Source organism: Raoultella sp. T31 (genome assembly GCF_002806725.1).
GTDB classification, from domain to species: Bacteria; Pseudomonadota; Gammaproteobacteria; order Enterobacterales; family Enterobacteriaceae; genus Klebsiella; species Klebsiella electrica.
In genome coordinates, this window is record NZ_PIBO01000021.1 from 1 (window position 1) to 20190 (window position 20190).

A 20190-nucleotide genomic window follows, 5' to 3' on the forward strand; every position below is an offset into this window, starting at 1 on the left:
ACCGACGACCTTCGGGTTATGAGCCCGACGAGCTACCAGGCTGCTCCACCCCGCGCCTGAAACGTGGCATATTTTACTCTTATTGAGCAAAAGACGCAAATACTGCTGGGATTTGGTACCGAGGACGGGACATAAAATCGTGGTAAAGTTTATTGATAAACTCTATATTTTGTCAACATGTATTTTATCTTCTCCTGTTCTCGTTTGTGCTGCCATCTCGCTCTTTTTTAGCAAAAAAGCAATGAAGCACTTCCTGTCATCCGCAAAAGATGATTAAATGAAAACTCACAATTAATGCATAAACATGCAATAAAAACCTATTCCATTTGACGCCATTGTTACCGCCTCTTTGGCTACGGAAAGCGCGCAGTCACCAGCGCAGCGTCAAAGCTCGTGAAGATTATGCTCTTTGTCCGGAGAAAAACCGGCAGGCAGAATAGTCAAATGGGACAGGTTCTACGACTTGATAAACCGAACTCACAACAGTCTATCTAGCAGGGTTTTATTTTATGACGACGATTCTTAAGCACCTCCCGGTTGGTCAACGTATTGGTATCGCTTTCTCCGGTGGTCTGGATACCAGCGCCGCACTGCTGTGGATGCGCAAAAAAGGCGCAGTTCCTTATGCCTATACCGCAAACCTGGGCCAGCCTGACGAAGACGATTACGATGCCATCCCTCGTCGCGCCAAAGAGTATGGTGCAGAAGGCGCTCGTCTGATCGACTGCCGTAAGCAGCTGGTCGCAGAAGGCATCGCCGCGATTCAGTGCGGTGCTTTCCACAATACCACCGGCGGTTTAACCTACTTTAACACCACCCCGCTGGGCCGCGCGGTAACCGGCACCATGCTGGTTGCCGCGATGAAAGAAGATGGCGTCAACATCTGGGGTGACGGCAGCACTTACAAAGGCAACGATATCGAACGTTTCTATCGCTATGGCCTGCTGACCAATGCCGAGCTGAAAATTTACAAACCGTGGCTGGATAGCAACTTTATCGATGAGCTGGGCGGTCGTCAGGAAATGTCCGAGTTCATGATTGCCTGCGGCTTTGACTATAAAATGTCCGTTGAAAAAGCCTACTCCACCGACTCCAATATGCTGGGCGCAACGCACGAAGCGAAAGATCTGGAGTTCCTCAACTCCAGCATGAAAATCGTTAACCCGATCATGGGCGTCAAGTTCTGGGACGAAAGCGTTAAAATCCCGGCCGAGGAAGTGACTATCCGTTTCGAGCAGGGTCACCCGGTGGCATTGAACGGTAAAACCTTCAGCGATGACGTCGAGCTGATGCTGGAAGCAAACCGCATCGGCGGCCGTCATGGTCTGGGCATGAGCGACCAGATTGAAAACCGTATTATCGAAGCGAAAAGCCGTGGGATCTATGAAGCCCCGGGGATGGCGCTGCTGCATATCGCTTACGAGCGTCTGCTGACCGGCATTCACAACGAAGATACTATCGAGCAGTACCATGCCCATGGTCGTCAGCTGGGCCGTCTGCTGTATCAGGGCCGTTGGTTTGATTCCCAGGCGCTGATGCTGCGTGATAGCCTGCAACGTTGGGTGGCCAGCCAGATTACCGGCGAAGTGACGCTGGAGCTGCGTCGCGGCAATGATTACTCGATCCTGAACACCGTCTCCGATAATCTGACCTACAAGGCAGAGCGTTTGACGATGGAAAAAGGCGACTCCATGTTCTCCGCAGAAGATCGTATCGGCCAGTTGACAATGCGTAACCTGGATATCACCGATACCCGTGACAAGCTGTTTGGTTACGCGCAATCTGGCCTGCTGAGCGCCTCTACGGCCACCGGCCTGCCGCAGGTTGAAAACCTGGAAAACAGAGACAAATAATCTCCGTTCATCGACACTCTCAGCCGACGCTAACCCGTCGGCTTTTTTTTAAGCCTGAAATCTGACGATAAAAATCAGGCCCTGCGGTTATTCACAAAACGAACGCTCCGCCACAGAAACGTGGATCACGCTGCCTCATCATCTATTTCTTACGTATTAATGCTCGCCGGACGGCAACTGATAAAGCATTCACACAGCAAATGATAACCAGCGATACCTTATCGCATCATTTTATCTCTGCGGAATAAATACGATTTTCATCACGACGAAGGGAGGGTATGGCGGAACTCATGGCAAAATGATGAGCTTAATCGAAATACAAAAAAAGACGCTTTTCAGCGTCTTTCTTGCGGAATATTGGTACCGAGGATGGGACTCGAACCCACAAGCCCGTTAGGGCACTACCACCTCAAGGTAGCGTGTCTACCAATTCCACCACCTCGGTACGGATACTGCTTATCAGTGTGGGATATCGCTGCTCGGCTGTGCCGGAGCTGCTGGCTGAGTCTGCTCGGTTTTCGGCGCGCTCAGATTGTCCCACTCACTTCCTTTATTGGTCTTGTTGCTGTTGATATTGCCCAGCACCAGACTGATGATGAAGAACAACGCAGCCAGGATACCGGTCATGCGGGTCATGAAGTTACCAGAACCGCTGGATCCAAACAACGTGCCGGAAGCGCCTGCTCCGAAGGAGGCTCCCATATCAGCGCCTTTACCTTGCTGCAGCATGATCAGACCCACGAGGCCAATCGCTACAATAAGGAAAACAACTAAAAGAGCTTCTTGCATAATCAACCTGTTCCTTGCGGATTCGCCGCATACCAATTGCTTCAACCAATAAAGCGGGAGGTTTTAATGTTTCCCACTGAAGCGGGTGTGAATACTAACCAAAGCGAATGACCTTCGCAAGGGCAATTTCAGCGCATTGTATCAACTGCGGAAAAAAACAGCAAAAAACGATTTTTGGGCGAAGAAAAGGCGGCAAGCGCCGCCTTTTTAAACACTTAGCGCCCTGTCAGTCCGCATGATTATTTCACGCTGCCCGGCGCTGACGGCACCACTGCGCAGACGAGAAAATCAATCACCGGTTTAATCAGGCGTTTTTCACCGCATCGGCGATACGATGCGCGAACTCATGTACCTGCTCTTCGTGCTCGCCTTCGACCATGACGCGAATGAGTGGCTCGGTACCTGATTTGCGTAGCAGCACACGGCCACGGTTGCCCAATGCCGCTTCCACTTCAGCCATGACCGCTTTCACATTTTCATGTTCCAGCGGGTTACCGCTACCTTCAGTGAAACGAACGTTGACCAGGATTTGCGGGAACATTTTCATGCCGCTACACAGGTCATGCAGACTCATATGGTTACGCACCATCGCCGCCACAACCTGCAGACTCGCGACGATACCGTCACCGGTGGTGGTTTTATCCAGCAGGATAACGTGACCGGAGTTTTCCGCCCCGATACGCCAGCCTTTCTCCTGCAGTTTCTCAAGGACATAGCGGTCACCCACTTTAGCCCGGACAAACGGAATGCCCAGCTGTTTTAGCGCCAGCTCCAGCCCCATATTACTCATTAACGTTCCCACCGCGCCGCCGCGCAGTTGGCCCTGCCGCAGACCTTCGCGGGCGATGATATACAGAATCTGGTCGCCATCGACCTTGTTACCTTCATGGTCGACCATAATGACCCGGTCGCCATCGCCATCATAGGCGATACCCAGATCGGCTTTTTCGGCCAGTACGCGCGCCTGCAGGGCGCGAACGTCGGTCGCGCCCACTTCTTCGTTGATATTGAGCCCGTTCGGCTCACAACCCATCGCAATCACCTTTGCACCCAACTCGCGGAACACATTCGGCGCAATGTGATAGGTCGCGCCATGCGCGCAGTCGACCACCACTTTTAGCGCATTCAGGCTCAGTTCGTTCGGGAAAGTACCTTTGCAGAATTCAATATAACGACCGGCGGCATCGACAATCCGGCTGGCTTTGCCCAGTTCGGCCGAATCGACGCAGGTCAGCTCTTTTTCCATTTCCGCTTCAATCGCCTCTTCTACGTTATCCGGCAGCTTTGTGCCTTCAATAGAAAAGAACTTGATCCCGTTGTCATAGAACGGGTTATGCGAAGCTGAAATGACAATCCCTGCTTCAGCACGGAAGGCTCGCGTCAGGTAAGCCACCGCCGGAGTCGGCATCGGGCCGGTGAAAGAAGCGGAAAGCCCCGCCGCTGCCAGTCCTGCCTCCAGCGCCGATTCCAGCATATAGCCGGAGATACGGGTATCTTTACCAATAATGATTTTGCGTGAACCGTGGCGCGCCAGCACCTTGCCCGCAGCCCAGCCCAGTTTGAGCACGAATTCCGGGGTAATTGGCGCATCACCCACGCGGCCACGGATACCATCGGTGCCAAAATATTTGCGGTTACTCATAACGTTTATTTTCCTTTTTGCTCAGAGTGGCTTCCACCACGCGTAGCGCTTCTACCGTTTCTTTGACGTCATGGACGCGAATAATCTGCGCGCCCTGCATCGCTGCAATCACTGCACACGCCAGGCTGCCGTTGAGGCGTTCCGTCGGCCCGACGTTAAGCAGTTGGCCAATCATCGATTTACGCGACATACCGACCAGCAACGGGAGACCGAACCGGTGGAACTCGCCGAGTCGAGCAAGTAGCTCATAATTATGGGCAAGATTTTTACCGAAACCGAATCCTGGGTCGAGCAACAATTTCTCTTTTGCGATACCCGCCTGCTCACAGCGCACGATATGCTCGGTGAAAAAGCGGGCGACATCGGCAAAGACATCATCGTATTTCGGCGCTTCCTGCATCGTTTTTGGCTGTCCCTGCATATGCATCAGACACACCGGCAGGCCGGTTTGCGCAGCGGCTTCCAGCGCCCCAGGCTCGGTCAGCGAACGGATATCGTTAATAATATGCGCGCCTGCCCGTGCGGACTCACGGATCACTTCTGGCTTCGAGGTGTCTACCGAGATCCAGACTTCAAAACGTTGGGCAACGGCTTCCACGACCGGGATCACACGCGCCAGCTCTTCTTCGACGCTCACATCCAACGCTCCCGGGCGGGTCGATTCGCCGCCGATGTCAATGATAGTCGCTCCCGCGTTTATCATCAGATTGGCATGCTTAACCGCCTCCACGAGCGAGTTATGTGTGCCGCCATCGGAGAATGAATCTGGCGTGACGTTAAGGATCCCCATCACATGCGGATGGGAGAGGTCGAGGGTTGAGCCCTGGGCTACGAGTTTCATCGCGAAATCCATAAATCCGGAAGGTTAATAAAAAGAAAAACCCCGGAGCGGCAAGCGCCCCGGGGTTTCGATATACACAACAACATCAACAGTAGCTAACTTATTTGTCGCCCAGTTGCTCTGACATGGTATTACCCGGGTTCGGCGTACGCGGTTCATCGACCGGACGCGGCGCACTCGGGGTGCCATTATTGCCAGAGTTATTGGTGCCGTTCGGATCTTCCCATCCCGCAGGTGGGCGAACTTCACGACGGGCCATCAGGTCATCAATCTGCGGTGCGTCGATGGTCTCATATTTCATGAGCGCATCTTTCATCGAATGCAGGATGTCCATGTTGTCATTCAGAATCTGACGCGCACGACCGTAGTTACGTTCAATCAGCGCTTTCACTTCCTGATCGATGATCCGTGCCGTTTCATCGGACATATGTTTCGCTTTCGCGACGGAACGGCCGAGGAACACTTCCCCCTCTTCTTCTGCGTACAGCAGCGGACCGAGTTTGTCGGAGAAGCCCCATTGCGTCACCATGTTACGCGCCAGGTTGGTCGCGACTTTAATGTCGTTAGACGCACCGGTAGAAACATGTTCCACACCGTAGATAATCTCTTCCGCCAGACGACCGCCGTAGAGGGTCGAAATCTGGCTTTCCAGCTTCTGACGGCTGGCGCTGATAGCATCGCCTTCCGGCAGGAAGAACGTCACACCCAGCGCACGGCCGCGTGGGATAATCGTCACCTTGTGCACCGGATCGTGTTCCGGCACCAGGCGACCGATAATCGCATGGCCCGCTTCGTGGTAAGCAGTAGATTCTTTCTGCGCTTCCGTCATCACCATGGAGCGACGTTCCGCGCCCATCATGATTTTGTCTTTCGCTTTTTCGAACTCGACCATCGATACCACGCGCTTGTTGCCACGGGCAGCAAACAGAGCGGCTTCGTTGACCAGGTTCGCCAGGTCAGCGCCCGAGAAGCCCGGGGTACCGCGCGCGATGATTGCCGCGTCGATATCCGGCGACAGCGGGACGCGACGCATGTGAACTTTCAGAATCTGTTCACGACCGCGCACATCCGGCAGCCCCACGACAACCTGACGGTCAAAACGGCCTGGACGCAGCAGCGCCGGGTCAAGCACGTCCGGACGGTTGGTCGCCGCGATAACGATAATGCCTTCGTTACCTTCGAAGCCATCCATCTCAACCAGCATCTGGTTCAGCGTCTGTTCGCGTTCATCGTGACCGCCACCCAGACCAGCGCCACGCTGGCGACCGACGGCGTCGATTTCATCGATGAAGATAATGCACGGTGCCGCTTTCTTGGCCTGTTCGAACATGTCACGCACACGAGATGCGCCCACGCCGACGAACATTTCAACGAAGTCAGAACCAGAAATGGTGAAGAACGGCACTTTCGCTTCACCGGCGATAGCTTTCGCCAGCAGCGTTTTACCGGTACCCGGAGGGCCGACCATCAGGACGCCTTTCGGGATTTTACCGCCCAGCTTCTGGAAGCGGCTCGGTTCACGCAGGTATTCAACCAGCTCACCGACTTCCTCTTTCGCTTCATCGCAACCGGCGACATCGGCAAAAGTGGTTTTGATCTGGTCTTCCGTCAGCATACGGGCTTTGCTTTTACCAAAGGACATCGCGCCCTTTCCGCCGCCGCCCTGCATTTGCCGCATGAAGAAGATCCAGACGCCGATCAGCAACAGCATCGGGAACCAGGAAATAAAGATGGAAGCCAGCAGGCTCGGTTCTTCCGGCGGTTCGCCAACCACTTTGACGTTTTTCGTCAACAGGTTATCGAGCAGCTTCGGATCGTTGACCGGAATGTAAGTCGTGTAACGGTTACTATCTTTCTTGGTAACGTTGATCTCACGTCCGTTGATACGCGCTTCGCGAACCTGGTCCTGATTGACCTCTTGCAGGAAGGTTGAATAATCCACCTTACGGCCATTAGACTCGCTGGGCCCAAAGCTCTGGAATACTGACATCAGCACAACGGCAATGACCAGCCAGAGTATTAGGTTTTTCGCCATGTCACTCAAGGGATTAACCTCTTATTACAACTGTGTTAAAAACAGCGTCAGGATACTCTATATCCAGCGTCTTTCAAACTTTCGTTTGAAATCTACCGGTTATGGTTTACGCCCGGTCGCTACAATGTACACTTCACGCGAACGTGCGCGAGAAGAGTCCGGCTTACGAACTTTGACCTTCGTAAACAGGGAGCGAATTTCTCTTAGATACTCATCGAAGCCTTCGCCCTGGAACACCTTCACTACAAAACTACCACCCGGCGCTAATACATCACGAGCCATTCCAAGCGCCAGCTCCACCAAATACATGGCCCGGGGAATATCCACCGCCGGTGTTCCACACATGTTTGGTGCCATATCGGACATGACAACCTGCACTTTACTGTCACCTACGCGCTCAAGTAACGCTTTCAGAACTAATTCATCACGAAAGTCGCCCTGAAGGAAGTCCACACCAACAATTGGATCCATCGGTAAAAGATCGCAAGCGATGATGCGGCCGCTGTTTCCGATCTGCGTAACCGCATATTGCGACCAGCCACCGGGTGCAGCGCCGAGGTCAACAATGGTCATCCCCGGTTTAAAAATCTTGTCACTTTGCTGTATTTCATCAAGTTTAAACCAGGCACGGGAACGTAACCCCTTTTTCTGCGCCTGTTGAACATATTTATCGCTAAAGTGTTCCTGAAGCCAGCGGCTTGAGCTGGCAGAACGCTTTTTACCTGTCATTTAACATTCCCGTTTCGGGTTCATCATACTTTGCGACGTAAAAATCGACACGGTAGTTTGGCGATATATGGGAGATGGCGGTAGAATGAACCGTTTTCAATCCCAACGTAAGCAAAAAAATACGATGAATCTGAGTACTAAACAAAAACAGCACCTGAAAGGTCTGGCACATCCGCTCAAGCCGGTAGTTATGCTTGGCAACAATGGTTTGACCGAAGGGGTACTGGCCGAGATCGAACAAGCGTTAGAGCACCATGAACTCATCAAGGTGAAAATCGCATCGGAAGACCGCGAAACTAAAACCTTGATCGTGGAAGCTATCGTGCGCGAAACCGGCGCCTGTAACGTACAGGTCATCGGTAAAACGCTGGTCCTGTATCGCCCAACTGAAGAGCGTAAAATCTCGCTGCCACGCTAAGAATATCCTGAATCTCGACACAACTTTGTGTAAAACGAGGGATTTCTACGGGTAGACGAGCAAAATGCCATGCTCCGGACGTTGATAAAAGGCCGCTATGCGGCCTTTTTCCTTTCTTTACAATCCATCAACATGGTAGCGGGAAATACGAACTAAAGGTACTCGACCTTGATAATTTCGTATTCTACTTCGCCGCCTGGTGTACGGATTGTCACTACATCATCCTGTTCTTTACCGATCAAACCACGGGCAATCGGTGAATTCACCGAGATCAGATTTTGCTTAAAATCAGCCTCATCATCACCCACGATGCGGTAAGTCTGTTCTTCATCGGTATCGAGGTTCAGGACCTTGACCGTCGCACCAAAAATCACCCGCCCGTTGTTCGGCATTTTGGTGATATCGATAACCTGCGCATTGGACAGTTTAGCTTCAATATCCTTAATACGGCCTTCGCAGAAACCTTGCTGTTCGCGGGCTGCGTGGTACTCAGCGTTCTCTTTCAGATCGCCATGTTCGCGCGCATCGGCAATAGCAGCGATGATTTCAGGACGACGAACGGACTTCAGAAAATCCAGTTCTTCGCGAAGTTTTTCAGCACCACGTAAGGTCATCGGAATAGCTTGCATTTGTTATACCTCTTTATCATTCCTTCATGGAACGGACGCCGCCGTTCCGCCACCAGTCAGGCCTTGGGCAGGACAGGAGCAAAAAGAAAACCGACCCGGAAAACATTCCCCAGGTCAGCAGCAATTTTCAATTTGATACGTATTTTACCCTGAAGTTCACTATGGGTCATCGTTTACTTTACAGGGTATTGCACCGTAGTATGACGGCTCGGTTTCAGGTTGTTAGCGCGAGATTATGCGATTTCCCAGATTTATCATCGGATTGACTGCCGGTATAGCGCTCAGCGCTCAGGCGGCGAACATTGACGAATATATCACCCAGCTTCCTGCAGGTGCTAACCTCGCCTTCATGGCGCAGAAGGTTGGCTCCCCGACGCCGGAGATAGACTTCCACAGTCAGCAAATGGCGCTCCCCGCCAGTACCCAGAAGGTGATCACCGCGCTGGCCGCTCTGCTGCAGCTCGGGCCGAACTTTCGTTTTACCACCACGCTGGAAACCAAAGGCAGCCTTGAAGGCGGCGTGCTAAAAGGCGACCTGATAGCCCGTTTTGGCGGCGATCCGACGCTGAAACGTCAGGATATTCGCAATATGGTGGCAACGCTAAAAAAAGCGGGCGTCCAGCGGATCGAGGGAAACGTGTTGATTGATACCTCGGTCTTCGCCAGCCATGATATGGCCCCAGGCTGGCCGTGGAACGACATGACCCAATGCTTTAGCGCCCCACCGGCGGCCGCTATCGTCGATCGTAACTGTTTTTCTATCTCACTTTATAGCGCGCAGAAACCTGGCGATCTGGCCTTTATTCGCGTCGCGTCGTACTACCCGGTGACGATGTTTAGCCAGGTGAGAACGCTGGCCCGCGGCTCCGCCGAGGCTCAGTACTGCGAACTCGACGTGGTGACGGGCGACCTGAACCGTTACACCCTGACGGGTTGTCTGCCACAGCGTAGTGAGCCTTTACCGCTGGCTTTCGCCATTCAGGACGGCGCGAGCTATGCTGGCGCGATCCTGAAATCCGAACTGACCCAGGCGGGGATTACCTATAGCGGGACGCTGCTGCGCCAGACTCTGGCGAACGATCCGGGAACCGTGCTGGCTACCACACAATCAGCTCCGCTGCACGATCTCCTGCGGATCATGTTAAAAAAATCAGACAACATGATTGCGGACACCGTCTTTCGCACCATCGGTCACGCTCGTCTCGGCGTACCGGGAACCTGGCGCGCCGGTTCGGATGCGGTACGCCAGATCCTGCGCCAACAGGCCGGCATCGATCTGGGTAATACGATTATCGCCGACGGTTCCGGTCTGTCGCGGCATAACCTGATTGCGCCGGCGACCATGATGCAGGTGCTGCAATATATCGCCCAGCACGATAATGAACTCAACTTCATCTCGATGCTGCCGCTGGCTGGCCACGATGGCTCGCTACAGTATCGCGCAGGCCTGAATCAGGCAGGCGTTGATGGTAAAGTGTCGGCCAAAACCGGTTCTCTGCAGGGCGTTTACAACCTCGCAGGCTTCATCACCGCCGCCAGCGGGCAAAAAATCGCCTTCGTACAATATCTGTCAGGATATGCGGTACCGCCTGCGGATCAGCGCAACCGCCGGATCCCGCTGGTACGCTTCGAGAGTCGGTTATATAAGGATTTGTACCAGAACAACTAAGACAAAAGGGCCGCATCAGATGCGGCCCTTTTTCGTGCGTTCTGAAGCGCTTTCCGGCATATCCGGGCAGCGTCGCCCCGATCGGCAATATACCGGGGCGCTCCAGCAACTTAACGCTTATAGATGAACTCGACGCCTTCTTCGTCGTCTTCGTCCCAGTCGTCATCCCAGTCTTCGTCGTCTTCGACTGCAACTTCGGCTTCTTCAAGCTGCTGACGGTGGTAGTCATCCCACATAAACTCGACTTTTTCAGGCGCTTTCTCTTCCGCTGCATGCACGATTGGGTTTTCGATGATAAAGGTCATCACGTCCCAGCACAGATCTTTAACGCCCTGCTGGCTTGCCGCAGAGATCAGGTAGAACTTCTCTTCCCAGCCCAGCGCATCGGCAATGGCTTTCGCCTTCGCTTCAGCTTCCGCTTTATCCATCAGGTCAATCTTGTTGAAGACTAACCAGCGTGGCTTCTCAGCCAGCTTCTCGCTGTATTTCTCCAGCTCACCGATGATAATGCGTGCGTTCTCAACCGGATCGGAACCATCAATCGGCTCGATATCGATGAGGTGCAGCAGCACGCGGCAGCGTTCAAGGTGCTTCAGGAAGCGAATACCGAGGCCTGCGCCTTCTGCTGCGCCTTCGATAAGCCCAGGAATATCGGCGACAACGAAGCTCTTCTCGTTATCCATACGCACAACGCCAAGGCTCGGCACCAGCGTGGTAAACGGATAATCGGCCACTTTCGGCTTCGCCGCAGAAACGGCGCGGATGAAGGTGGATTTACCGGCATTCGGCATACCCAGCATCCCGACGTCTGCCAGCAGCATCAGCTCCAGCTGCAGATCGCGCTTGTCGCCCGGTGTCCCCATCGTTTTCTGACGCGGAGTACGGTTGACGGACGATTTGAAACGGGTGTTGCCCAGACCGTGCCAGCCGCCTTTAGCGACCATCAGACGCTGACCATGCTGAGTCATATCGCCCATGACTTCGCCGGTCCCTTGATCGATAACACGGGTCCCTACAGGTACTTTTATCGACACGTCTTTACCACGTTTGCCGGTACAGTCGCGGCTCTGACCATTCTGTCCACGCTCGGCGCGGAAAGATTTTTCAAAACGGTAGTCGATCAGGGTGTTCAGGTTTTCGTCCGCTTCCAGCCAGACATCACCGCCATCACCACCGTCGCCGCCGTCCGGGCCGCCTCTCGGGATATATTTTTCACGGCGGAAGCTAACGCAACCATTGCCGCCATCACCTGCTACGACCAGGATTGTTGCTTCATCAACAAACTTCATTTTACTCTCCGAAAATCATTCGCCTGAGCGGGGCAGCGGTACAACCGCTTCACGCTTACGTAAGCCACCCCAAAGACGGTGGCCTATGGCGGAATACATCGCGCCCGCAACCACGACAAACGCACCGAGATAACCTAACAGGTTTAACATCGGTCTGGCGAAAACATCGGGCCAGGCCAGTGATAATAAATCTGAAAAAAGCAGCGTAAACAAAGGCGTTAAGGTAATCAACGCGCTCACCTGAGCTGCCTGCCAGCGCGCCATGGCTTCCGCCAGCGCACCGTAGCCTACCAGGGTATTTAACCCACAGAAAATCAGGCACGCCAGCTGCCAGTGGCTTAACGCCAGAACCTGCGAGAGCGTCGCCAGCGGCAGCAACGCTATCGTACATAAAGTGTACAGCAAAAAGAGGATCTGCTGTGACGCCAGGCGGCGTAATAACACCTTTTGCGCAACGCCGTAGCTGACCCAGACCGCAGCCGCTGCAACGCCAAAAATTACCCCCCACGTGTAATCCGTCAGGCGGGTAAAAATCTCAATCAGGCTGGTGTTAAAGAACATCACCAGCCCGCAAATCAACATCAAGGCTCCCACAACCTGGGTACCGCGCATTTTCTCCTTAAGGATGAATACGCTGGCCACCATCATGCCGACCGGAGATAGCTGGCCGATCACCTGAGACGCCGTGGGGCTAAGATATTGCAGGGAAGAACTGAACAGAATGAAGTTACCAAACAGGCCGCCCGTCGCAATGGCCAGCAGCACCAGCCAGCGCGGTTTGCGAAACAGGCGCAGCGGCGGCAGTCTACCTCTGATAGCGAGGATTATGCCAAGGCCGATGCTTGCCATCAGAAAGCGATAAAACACCACCGTCGGCGGTTCCATCACTTCAAGGACCTGCTTCATGGCAATGGGCAGTGCCCCCCAGCACATCGCGGTGGTGAGCGCCAAAACAATGCCAATGCCGGCCTGCTGCTTCATACCCGTTTTCCCTGCAGAAAAATATCCGGGATTCTAATGTAAAAAGCCCCGCAACACGTTGCGGGGCTTTAATCCGTTACCGGACCACGAAAAACTTACTCAGCAACGATGCTGATGTATTTACGGTTGTTCGGGCCTTTAACTTCAAATTTCACTTTACCGTCTGCTTTAGCAAACAGAGTGTGGTCACGACCGCAACCTACGTTGGTGCCTGCGTGGAATTTGGTGCCACGCTGACGAACGATGATGCTACCCGCCAGAACGGATTCGCCACCGAAACGCTTAACGCCCAGGCGTTTAGCTTCTGAGTCGCGACCGTTACGAGTTGAGCCGCCAGCCTTTTTATGTGCCATTTAAATCTCTCCTCAGGTCTTAGGCGCTGATGCCAGTAATTTTCACATCAGTGAACCACTGACGATGGCCCTGCTGCTTACGGTAGTGTTTACGACGACGAAACTTAACGATTTTAACTTTCTCGCCACGACCGTGAGCAACAACTTCAGCTTTGATTACGCCGCCCTCAACGAAAGGAACGCCGATCTTGATTTCTTCACCGTTTGCGATCATCAGCACTTCAGCGAACTCAACAGCTTCGCCAGTTGCGATGTCCAGCTTTTCCAGGCGAATGGTCTGACCTTCGCTTACTCGGTGTTGTTTACCACCACTTTGGAAAACCGCGTACATATAAAACTCCGCTTCCGCGCACCTCTTCGTGTGATTCAGAGTGCGCTATAAATATTCACAATAGGGCGCGAATATTACGCAAAACGCGAGCCTTTGACAAGAGCGATTAGCGATCAACGCAGAAAAAAAACACAACTTTCACGCTAACGTTTATCTATGGCAATTTTTCAGTACAATCATAGCTTCGTTTAATTCTATCTTAATCCTTCTGTGAACCCACCTGGATTCGCGGTAACAGGACATGTGGCCCGGCTTTTGCGATGAATTTAGAAAAAATCAATGAGTTAACCGCGCAGGATATGGCGGGTGTCAATGCGACAATCCTTGAGCAACTTGACTCAGATGTTCAGCTTATCAATCAATTAGGCTATTACATCGTTAGCGGAGGCGGTAAACGTATTCGTCCGATGATTGCGGTTCTTGCCGCCCGGGCAGTGGGTTACCAGGGCGAGGCGCATGTCACTATTGCCGCACTGATCGAATTTATTCATACCGCTACCTTGCTGCATGATGATGTCGTTGATGAATCCGATATGCGCCGCGGCAAGGCGACGGCAAACGCCGCTTTTGGCAACGCGGCCAGCGTGCTGGTTGGTGATTTTATCTATACCCGCTCTTTCCAGATGATGACCAGCCTCGGCTCGCTAAAAGTGCTGGAAGTGATGTCTAAAGCCGTTAACGTCATTGCCGAGGGCGAAGTGCTGCAGTTGATGAACGTCAACGACCCGGACATCACTGAAGAAAACTATATGCGGGTCATTTACAGCAAAACTGCCCGCCTGTTTGAAGCCGCCGCGCAGTGTTCCGGCATCCTGGCGGGCTGTACCGCCGAACAGGAGCAAGCGCTGCAGGATTATGGTCGTTATCTCGGCACGGCATTCCAGCTGATCGACGATTTACTGGACTACAGTTCTGACGGCGAGCGCCTCGGCAAAAACGTGGGTGATGACCTGAACGAAGGCAAACCGACCTTACCGTTATTGCATGCCATGCGTCACGGTACTCCGGAGCAGTCAGCGATGATTCGCGGCGCGATTGAGCAAGGCAACGGGCGTCACCTTCTTGAGGCGGTTCTCGAGACGATGGCGACCTGCGGTTCCCTGGAGTGGACCCGTAAACGCGCGGAAGAGGAAGCGGACAAAGCCATTGCTGTACTTCAGGTGTTACCGGATTCCCCGTGGCGTGAAGCGCTTATCGGTCTTGCCCATATCGCGGTTCAGCGCGACCACTGATCCCCCCTGCCCCGTTCCCGTGCCCGGCGCGGGAACGTCCCAGAAGTTCCAGTAAAATTCACGAAATGTCTTTTATCCTGGTATATTCCGAATATTGAGACACCTTACAAGAACTTGTTAGAACTTAATTAAACCTGGGAGTATAGTCATTCCGTTGCTCACATATCAGGCAAACGGGATTATCACCACCAGGAGAATTTATGGAAAAGTTCATCGACTGGCATCCGGCAGACATCATTGCCGGACTGCGCAAAAAAGGGACGTCGCTGGCAGCGGAGTCGCGGCGTAACGGTTTGAGTTCTTCAACGCTGGCGAATGCATTGACCCGGCCATGGCCAAAAGGCGAGCTGATTATTGCTCATGCGCTGGATACCAAGCCGTGGGTTATCTGGCCCTCACGCTATCATGACCCGGAGACACATCAGTTTATCGACAGAACGCAGATGATACGCCAGAAGAAAGAGAGTGTATGAAGACGGTTCGCTGAGTGAAACAGAACGGAATAAAAAACAGCCCCAGGACACACGTCAAGGGGCTGTTATCACTACAGATTTACTCGCCTTTTACGCGTTCAATATTCGCGCCCAGCGCCTGCAGTTTATCTTCAATGCGCTCGTATCCACGATCGATGTGGTAGATACGATCGACAATCGTAGTCCCTTCCGCGATGCAGCCAGCGAGGACCAGACTTGCTGACGCTCGCAGGTCGGTCGCCATCACCTGAGCACCGGAGAGTTGCGCCACGCCGTGGCATATCGCCGTATTGCTTTCGATCTCCGCGCGCGCGCCCATACGGATCAGTTCCGGAATGTGCATGAAACGGTTTTCAAAGATCGTTTCGGTAATCACGCCGGTCCCTTCCGCCACCAGGTTCAGCAGCGTGAACTGCGCCTGCATGTCGGTCGGGAATCCCGGGTGTGGCGCGGTGCGCACATTAACAGCTTTCGGACGGTTGCCGTGCATATCCAGGCTAATCCAGTCTTCGCCGGTTTCAACATCAGCGCCCGCATCGCGCAGCTTGGCCAGTACGGCATCCAGGGTATCAGGCTGTGCGTTGCGGCACACAATTTTACCGCCGGATATTGCCGCAGCGACCAGGAAGGTACCGGTTTCGATACGGTCAGGCAGAACGCGGTATACGCCGCCACCCAGACGCTCTACGCCTTCGATGGTGATACGGTCAGTTCCCTGACCTTTAATTTTCGCGCCCAGCGTGTTGAGGAAGTTCGCCGTATCGACGATCTCCGGCTCGCGTGCGGCGTTTTCAATAACGGTGGTGCCTTCCGCCAGCGTCGCCGCGCTCATAATGGTCACGGTCGCGCCAACGCTGACCTTATCCATCACAATATGCGCGCCTTTAAGACGTCCATTAACCGACGCCTTCACATAACCTTCTTCCAGTTTGATCTCTGCGCCCAGTTGCTCAAGGCCAATAATATGCAAATCGACCGGACGCGCGCCGATAGCGCAACCGCCCGGCAGAGAAACCTGACCCTGACCAAAGCGTGCCACCAGCGGGCCCAGCGCCCAGATAGAAGCACGCATCGTTTTGACCAGATCGTACGGCGCGCAGAAGACGTCGACCGGGCCCGCATCGATCCAGACTGAGCCATTGCGCTTCACTTTGGCGCCGAGCTGGCTCAGCAGTTTCATCGTGGTATCGATGTCTTTCAGTTTAGGTACGTTCTGGATCTCAATCGGCTCATCTGCCAGCAGTGCAGCAAAGAGGATCGGCAGGGCGGCATTTTTCGCACCGGAGATGGTGACTTCCCCCTGGAGGCGTGTCGGCCCCTGAACACGGAATTTATCCATTGATTCTGTTCTCTGTTAAGAATTCACATACGCTGCCGGGAACATCCCTGCAGCTTAAAAGCCGTTGAGTTTGCGGTCCCGGGCCCATTCTTGCGGGGTAAACGCTTTGATCGACAGAGCATGAATGCGGTTGTCGGCAATGTATTCCATCAGCGGAGCGTAGACAGCCTGCTGTTTCTTTACCCGGCTCATGCCGTCAAACATCTCACCCACAGCAATAACCTGAAAGTGACTGCCATCGCCAGAGACGTGGACTTCCTGAAGGGAGAGTGCGTTCATCAGCACGGTCTGAATTTCATGATTTTCCATGGGTTCAAATTTTATCTGGTAGTGAAAATAGCCCAACATCTTAGAGGAAAGTGACGCGGTCTTAAATAAGCAAAAAGCCCCATCGAAGATATTGATGGGGCTTTCAGGACAACCTCAGCAGTAACACACTGAAAAATTATGGGATCATATCGGCGGGAAGGTTGTAAAGACTGACTAAAGTTTGCAGGTTGTCGCTCTTGCCAGTCAGTGTCGCTTCCAGACCCTGGTGGCGAATTAACGCCACAAAATGCACCAGCAGCGCCAGGCCGGCGGTATCCACCCGGGTCAGCGCGCTCAGGTCGATAGTCGACACGCCCTCGGTCGCCTGCGCACGGGCTTCCCACAGCGGGACCAGCAGATCCTGGTCCAGCTCCCCGTGCAGCGCCAGTCGCTCGCCGTCGCGAGTCCAGCTCAGCTGCCCGGTCATTATTTTTTCTGTTCCAGCGTGATCGGCTGCGCGGAGATCGCTTTCAGTTGCGCGGTCAGGCCATCAACGCCTTTGGTGCGCAGCAGATCGCTCCACTCATTTTGTTTGGTGGTGATCATGCTGACCCCTTCGGCAATCATATCGTAAGCCTGCCAGTTACCGGTCTGGGTGTTTTTACGCCACTGGAAATCCAGCCGTACCGGAGGGCGGCCATTCGGATCGACGATCGTCACGCGGATAGGGATGATCGTCGCATCGCCCAGCGGTTGTTCCGGAGCAATCTGATAGGTCTGGCCATGATACATCGCCAGCGCCTGGCCATAGGCCTGCTTCAGGTATTCGCGAAAGGCGACAAAGTAGGCTTCGCGCTGCGCCGGCGTCGCATCTTTATAATAGCGGCCCAGAACCAGCGCGCCAGCATACTTCACCTGAACATACGGCATCAGCTCCTGGTCAACGATATCACGCAGATAGTTCGGGTTAGCCTGAATCTTCGACTGTTCATTTTTCAGACGATCGAAGGTTTTCTGCGCCGCTTCGTTCATCAGTTTATAGGGGTTGGACTGATCCGCCGCCGTAGCAGCCGTCAAGGGAGCAATCACCAGCATGGCGATCATCAGTAAGCGTTTAAACATAAGGTGTCTCTCCTGAAATTAATGCGTCGTGGCGGCCGGTGGCGTCGCGCTAGTATGACTCTCTGCCGCTGCCGGATCATCGCCAGAATTCTTATTGTCACCGCCCTTACTGCTATAAAGGAACTGACCAATCAGGTCTTCCAGAACCATGGCGGACTTGGTGTCCTGAATCGTGCTGCCGTCTTTAAGGATAGACGTCCCCAGTTCCGGATCGTCGAAACCGATATTCAGCGCCAGATACTGCTCTCCCAGCAGACCTGAGGTACGAATAGCCAGCGAGCTGGAATCAGGAATATGGTTGTAGCTCTCATCAATATCGAGCGCCACGCGCGGCAGGTAGGTTTTCGGGTCAAGCGTGATATCCGCCACCCGGCCCACGACCACACCGCCAATACGGACCGGAGAACGCGCCTTCAGCCCGCCAATATTGTCAAAGGTGGCATAGATCCGATACGTCGGCTCGGTACGTAAAGAGGTCACGTTGGCGGCTTTGAGACAGACAAACAACGCCGCCAGCAACGCAACCAGTAAGAACACACCTACCCAGATTTCACTTTTTTTCGTTTGCATGAACTCAATTCCCAAACATCAGCGCAGTCAGCACAAAATCCAGCCCCAGAACCGCCAGCGACGAATGCACCACGGTACGCGTCGTTGCCCGGCTAATCCCGGCGGAAGTGGGGATAGCGTCATAACCATTAAATAACGCAACCCATGTCACCGTAATGGCGAACACCAGACTCTTAATCAGGCAGTTAACCAGATCCATTCGCCAGTCAACGGCATTTTGCATCGCGGTCCAGAAGAAGCCGCTGTCGATGCCCTTCCAGCTTACGCCCACCAGCGAACCGCCCCAGATACCCACGGCGACAAAAATAATGGTCAACAGCGGCAGCGAGATAACCCCGGCCCAGAAGCGAGGCGAAATCACGCGACGCAGCGGATCGACCGCCATCATTTCCATGCTGGAGAGCTGCTCGGTCGCGCGCATCAGGCCAATTTCCGCGGTCAGCGCGGAACCGGCACGGCCGGCAAACAGCAGCGCAGCGACCACTGGCCCCAGTTCGCGTAGCAGGGATAGCGCCACCAGCATGCCTAAACTGGTTTCCGCACTATAAGTGGTGAGCACCAGATAGCCCTGCAGCCCCAGCACCATGCCGATAAACAGCCCCGACACGATGATAATCAGCATCGATAGCACGCCGACGTTGTAGAGCTGGCGAACCAGCAGCGGCGCATGCTTACGAAATTCCGGCTTGCCCACCACCGCATTGAAAAGCATTAATCCGGCACGCCCGAAAGCCGCGGTCGTTTTAATTCCCCGGTGTCCGAGTGATGCCAGCACATTTAGCAGCATCAGTTGCTCGCTCCCTTGCCTAATAAATCATGCTGATAGTCACCGGCCGGATAGCGGAACGGTACCGGACCATCGGCAATGCCATCAATGAACTGGCGAACCCGAGGATCGCCGTTTTCACGCAGCGACTGCGCGCTGCCGTGAGCCACGATTTTTTTGTCCGCCACGATATACGCGTAATCAGCAATGCTCAGCACTTCCGGCACGTCATGTGACACCACGATACAGGTCACGCCCAGCGTGCTGTTGAGCTCTGAAATCAGCTTAACCAGCACCCCCATGGTGATGGGATCCTGCCCGACAAACGGTTCGTCGAACATAATCAGGTCCGGCTCCAGCGCGATGGCCCTGGCCAGGGCGGCACGGCGCGCCATCCCGCCTGAGAGTTCAGAAGGCATTAATTTCGCCGCCCCGCGCAGGCCGACCGCTTCCAGCTTCATCATCACCGTCGTATGCAGTAGTGCCTCCGGCAAACGCGTATGTTCGCGTAGCGGGTAGGCTACGTTATTGAACACGTCCATATCAGTGAACAGCGCTCCGGACTGAAACAGCATGCTCATACGCTTACGCACGGTATACAGGCGCGAGCGTGACATCTGCGGCACGTTTTCACCATCGAACAGGATCTCACCTTTATCCGGCGGGATCTGCCCACCGATCAGGCGCAGCAGCGTCGTTTTACCGATCCCCGATGGTCCCATAATCGCCGTGATCTTACCGCGCGGCACTGACAGCGAGATATCGTCGAAGATGACACGATCGCCGCGAGAGAAGCGGATACCGCGTACTTCGACCAAATTCGCCAGAGTTTGGCTCATAAAATCATCCTTACTAAACATCCCCTGGGCTAAGCATGGCG

The 20190-nt window shown here is 54.0% G+C and carries 22 protein-coding genes and 1 tRNA gene; 5 read left to right on the forward strand and 18 right to left on the reverse strand.

What is annotated here, in order from left to right; all coding sequences use genetic code 11:
• Positions 1 to 509: 509 nt before the first annotated feature.
• Positions 510 to 1853: an argininosuccinate synthase gene (gene argG / locus CWM52_RS15070; protein ID WP_100684840.1), complete on the forward strand. Its 1344-nt coding sequence runs from the start codon at positions 510 to 512 to the stop codon at positions 1851 to 1853.
• Between the two features lie 358 nt (positions 1854 to 2211).
• Here the strand turns inward: argG and CWM52_RS15075 are convergent.
• The 6 genes from CWM52_RS15075 to rlmE form a co-directional block, all read right to left on the reverse strand.
• A tRNA-Leu gene (locus tag CWM52_RS15075) sits at positions 2212 to 2298 on the reverse strand.
• Between the two features lie 14 nt (positions 2299 to 2312).
• Positions 2313 to 2642, reverse strand: coding sequence for a preprotein translocase subunit SecG (gene secG, locus CWM52_RS15080; RefSeq protein WP_100684841.1), 330 nt, complete (start codon positions 2640 to 2642; stop codon positions 2313 to 2315).
• A 304-nt stretch (positions 2643 to 2946) separates the two neighbouring features.
• On the reverse strand, positions 2947 to 4284 hold the full coding sequence (glmM, locus tag CWM52_RS15085; RefSeq protein ID WP_100684842.1) for a phosphoglucosamine mutase: 1338 nt from the start codon (positions 4282 to 4284) through the stop codon (positions 2947 to 2949).
• Entirely contained in the window at positions 4277 to 5125 is an 849-nt protein-coding gene (gene folP / locus CWM52_RS15090) for a dihydropteroate synthase (RefSeq protein WP_100684893.1), read from the reverse strand. Before folP ends, glmM begins: the two co-directional genes overlap by 8 nt.
• Before the next feature lie 100 nt (positions 5126 to 5225).
• The gene (ftsH, locus tag CWM52_RS15095) at positions 5226 to 7160 is read right to left on the reverse strand and encodes an ATP-dependent zinc metalloprotease FtsH (protein WP_100684843.1); all 1935 of its coding nucleotides are present in this window, start codon (positions 7158 to 7160) and stop codon (positions 5226 to 5228) included.
• Positions 7161 to 7259: 99 nt separating this feature from the next.
• The gene (gene rlmE, locus CWM52_RS15100) at positions 7260 to 7889 is read right to left on the reverse strand and encodes a 23S rRNA (uridine(2552)-2'-O)-methyltransferase RlmE (protein WP_004106110.1); all 630 of its coding nucleotides are present in this window, start codon (positions 7887 to 7889) and stop codon (positions 7260 to 7262) included.
• Positions 7890 to 8013: 124 nt separating this feature from the next.
• On the opposite strand from rlmE, the gene yhbY reads away from it, so the two are divergent.
• A complete protein-coding gene (yhbY, locus tag CWM52_RS15110) occupies positions 8014 to 8307 on the forward strand; it encodes a ribosome assembly RNA-binding protein YhbY (RefSeq protein WP_100684844.1) in 294 nt (97 codons plus the stop codon).
• A 152-nt stretch (positions 8308 to 8459) separates the two neighbouring features.
• On the opposite strand, the gene greA is transcribed toward yhbY, so the two are convergent.
• Positions 8460 to 8936 (reverse strand): transcription elongation factor GreA, encoded by a 477-nt coding sequence (greA, locus tag CWM52_RS15115; RefSeq protein WP_004868107.1) that lies wholly within the window; start codon positions 8934 to 8936, stop codon positions 8460 to 8462.
• A 235-nt stretch (positions 8937 to 9171) separates the two neighbouring features.
• Between greA and dacB the strand changes: the two genes are divergently transcribed.
• The gene (gene dacB, locus CWM52_RS15120; protein WP_100684845.1) at positions 9172 to 10605 is read left to right on the forward strand and encodes a serine-type D-Ala-D-Ala carboxypeptidase; all 1434 of its coding nucleotides are present in this window, start codon (positions 9172 to 9174) and stop codon (positions 10603 to 10605) included.
• Between the two features lie 110 nt (positions 10606 to 10715).
• Here the strand turns inward: dacB and cgtA are convergent, their stop codons facing one another.
• From cgtA to rplU, 4 genes are all read right to left on the reverse strand, one after another.
• Positions 10716 to 11894: an Obg family GTPase CgtA gene (gene cgtA / locus CWM52_RS15125; RefSeq protein ID WP_100684846.1), complete on the reverse strand. Its 1179-nt coding sequence runs from the start codon at positions 11892 to 11894 to the stop codon at positions 10716 to 10718.
• Between the two features lie 15 nt (positions 11895 to 11909).
• Positions 11910 to 12875, reverse strand: a complete 966-nt coding sequence (locus tag CWM52_RS15130; RefSeq protein WP_100684847.1) for a DMT family transporter — start codon at positions 12873 to 12875, stop codon at positions 11910 to 11912.
• Positions 12876 to 12970: 95 nt separating this feature from the next.
• On the reverse strand, positions 12971 to 13228 hold the full coding sequence (gene rpmA, locus CWM52_RS15135) for a 50S ribosomal protein L27 (RefSeq protein ID WP_003861831.1): 258 nt from the start codon (positions 13226 to 13228) through the stop codon (positions 12971 to 12973).
• Positions 13229 to 13247: 19 nt separating this feature from the next.
• Complete coding sequence (gene rplU, locus CWM52_RS15140) at positions 13248 to 13559, reverse strand: 50S ribosomal protein L21 (RefSeq protein WP_004106123.1); 312 nt, start codon at positions 13557 to 13559, stop codon at positions 13248 to 13250.
• A gap of 260 nt (positions 13560 to 13819) precedes the next feature.
• On the opposite strand from rplU, the gene ispB reads away from it, so the two are divergent.
• Together ispB and sfsB are read left to right on the forward strand one after the other, a co-directional pair.
• Positions 13820 to 14791, forward strand: a complete 972-nt coding sequence (ispB, locus tag CWM52_RS15145; RefSeq protein ID WP_100684848.1) for an octaprenyl diphosphate synthase — start codon at positions 13820 to 13822, stop codon at positions 14789 to 14791.
• Between the two features lie 200 nt (positions 14792 to 14991).
• A complete protein-coding gene (gene sfsB / locus CWM52_RS15150; RefSeq protein ID WP_100684849.1) occupies positions 14992 to 15264 on the forward strand; it encodes a DNA-binding transcriptional regulator SfsB in 273 nt (90 codons plus the stop codon).
• Between the two features lie 79 nt (positions 15265 to 15343).
• Here sfsB and murA read toward each other — a convergent pair whose 3' ends face one another.
• From murA to mlaF, 7 genes are all read right to left on the reverse strand, one after another.
• Positions 15344 to 16603, reverse strand: coding sequence for a UDP-N-acetylglucosamine 1-carboxyvinyltransferase (gene murA, locus CWM52_RS15155; protein ID WP_100684850.1), 1260 nt, complete (start codon positions 16601 to 16603; stop codon positions 15344 to 15346).
• Positions 16604 to 16657: 54 nt separating this feature from the next.
• Positions 16658 to 16912, reverse strand: coding sequence for a BolA family iron metabolism protein IbaG (ibaG, locus tag CWM52_RS15160; RefSeq protein ID WP_015585657.1), 255 nt, complete (start codon positions 16910 to 16912; stop codon positions 16658 to 16660).
• A gap of 136 nt (positions 16913 to 17048) precedes the next feature.
• Positions 17049 to 17339 (reverse strand): lipid asymmetry maintenance protein MlaB, encoded by a 291-nt coding sequence (gene mlaB, locus CWM52_RS15165; protein ID WP_100684851.1) that lies wholly within the window; start codon positions 17337 to 17339, stop codon positions 17049 to 17051.
• A complete protein-coding gene (gene mlaC, locus CWM52_RS15170; protein WP_100684852.1) occupies positions 17339 to 17974 on the reverse strand; it encodes a phospholipid-binding protein MlaC in 636 nt (211 codons plus the stop codon). The genes mlaB and mlaC overlap by 1 nt, the downstream gene beginning before the upstream one ends.
• Before the next feature lie 18 nt (positions 17975 to 17992).
• The gene (gene mlaD, locus CWM52_RS15175; RefSeq protein ID WP_100684853.1) at positions 17993 to 18544 is read right to left on the reverse strand and encodes an outer membrane lipid asymmetry maintenance protein MlaD; all 552 of its coding nucleotides are present in this window, start codon (positions 18542 to 18544) and stop codon (positions 17993 to 17995) included.
• A 4-nt stretch (positions 18545 to 18548) separates the two neighbouring features.
• On the reverse strand, positions 18549 to 19331 hold the full coding sequence (mlaE, locus tag CWM52_RS15180; RefSeq protein ID WP_032690569.1) for a lipid asymmetry maintenance ABC transporter permease subunit MlaE: 783 nt from the start codon (positions 19329 to 19331) through the stop codon (positions 18549 to 18551).
• The gene (gene mlaF, locus CWM52_RS15185; RefSeq protein ID WP_100684854.1) at positions 19331 to 20149 is read right to left on the reverse strand and encodes a phospholipid ABC transporter ATP-binding protein MlaF; all 819 of its coding nucleotides are present in this window, start codon (positions 20147 to 20149) and stop codon (positions 19331 to 19333) included. The genes mlaE and mlaF overlap by 1 nt, the downstream gene beginning before the upstream one ends.
• Positions 20150 to 20190 lie beyond the last annotated feature (41 nt).

Coding starts and splice junctions, on each gene's coding strand:
- rpmA (WP_003861831.1), bottom strand. CDS start 13,228: ATGGCACATAAAAAGGCTGGCGGCTCAACTCGTAACGGTCGCGACTCA.
- yhbY (WP_100684844.1), top strand. CDS start 8,014: ATGAATCTGAGTACTAAACAAAAACAGCACCTGAAAGGTCTGGCACAT.
- glmM (WP_100684842.1), bottom strand. CDS start 4,284: ATGAGTAACCGCAAATATTTTGGCACCGATGGTATCCGTGGCCGCGTG.
- rplU (WP_004106123.1), bottom strand. CDS start 13,559: ATGTACGCGGTTTTCCAAAGTGGTGGTAAACAACACCGAGTAAGCGAA.
- dacB (WP_100684845.1), top strand. CDS start 9,172: ATGCGATTTCCCAGATTTATCATCGGATTGACTGCCGGTATAGCGCTC.
- folP (WP_100684893.1), bottom strand. CDS start 5,125: ATGAAACTCGTAGCCCAGGGCTCAACCCTCGACCTCTCCCATCCGCAT.
- CWM52_RS15130 (WP_100684847.1), bottom strand. CDS start 12,875: ATGAAGCAGCAGGCCGGCATTGGCATTGTTTTGGCGCTCACCACCGCG.
- ibaG (WP_015585657.1), bottom strand. CDS start 16,912: ATGGAAAATCATGAAATTCAGACCGTGCTGATGAACGCACTCTCCCTT.
- mlaF (WP_100684854.1), bottom strand. CDS start 20,149: ATGAGCCAAACTCTGGCGAATTTGGTCGAAGTACGCGGTATCCGCTTC.
- mlaD (WP_100684853.1), bottom strand. CDS start 18,544: ATGCAAACGAAAAAAAGTGAAATCTGGGTAGGTGTGTTCTTACTGGTT.
- secG (WP_100684841.1), bottom strand. CDS start 2,642: ATGCAAGAAGCTCTTTTAGTTGTTTTCCTTATTGTAGCGATTGGCCTC.
- mlaB (WP_100684851.1), bottom strand. CDS start 17,339: ATGACCGGGCAGCTGAGCTGGACTCGCGACGGCGAGCGACTGGCGCTG.
- greA (WP_004868107.1), bottom strand. CDS start 8,936: ATGCAAGCTATTCCGATGACCTTACGTGGTGCTGAAAAACTTCGCGAA.
- mlaC (WP_100684852.1), bottom strand. CDS start 17,974: ATGTTTAAACGCTTACTGATGATCGCCATGCTGGTGATTGCTCCCTTG.
- argG (WP_100684840.1), top strand. CDS start 510: ATGACGACGATTCTTAAGCACCTCCCGGTTGGTCAACGTATTGGTATC.
- ftsH (WP_100684843.1), bottom strand. CDS start 7,160: ATGGCGAAAAACCTAATACTCTGGCTGGTCATTGCCGTTGTGCTGATG.
- rlmE (WP_004106110.1), bottom strand. CDS start 7,889: ATGACAGGTAAAAAGCGTTCTGCCAGCTCAAGCCGCTGGCTTCAGGAA.
- cgtA (WP_100684846.1), bottom strand. CDS start 11,894: ATGAAGTTTGTTGATGAAGCAACAATCCTGGTCGTAGCAGGTGATGGC.
- ispB (WP_100684848.1), top strand. CDS start 13,820: ATGAATTTAGAAAAAATCAATGAGTTAACCGCGCAGGATATGGCGGGT.
- sfsB (WP_100684849.1), top strand. CDS start 14,992: ATGGAAAAGTTCATCGACTGGCATCCGGCAGACATCATTGCCGGACTG.
- mlaE (WP_032690569.1), bottom strand. CDS start 19,331: ATGCTGCTAAATGTGCTGGCATCACTCGGACACCGGGGAATTAAAACG.
- murA (WP_100684850.1), bottom strand. CDS start 16,603: ATGGATAAATTCCGTGTTCAGGGGCCGACACGCCTCCAGGGGGAAGTC.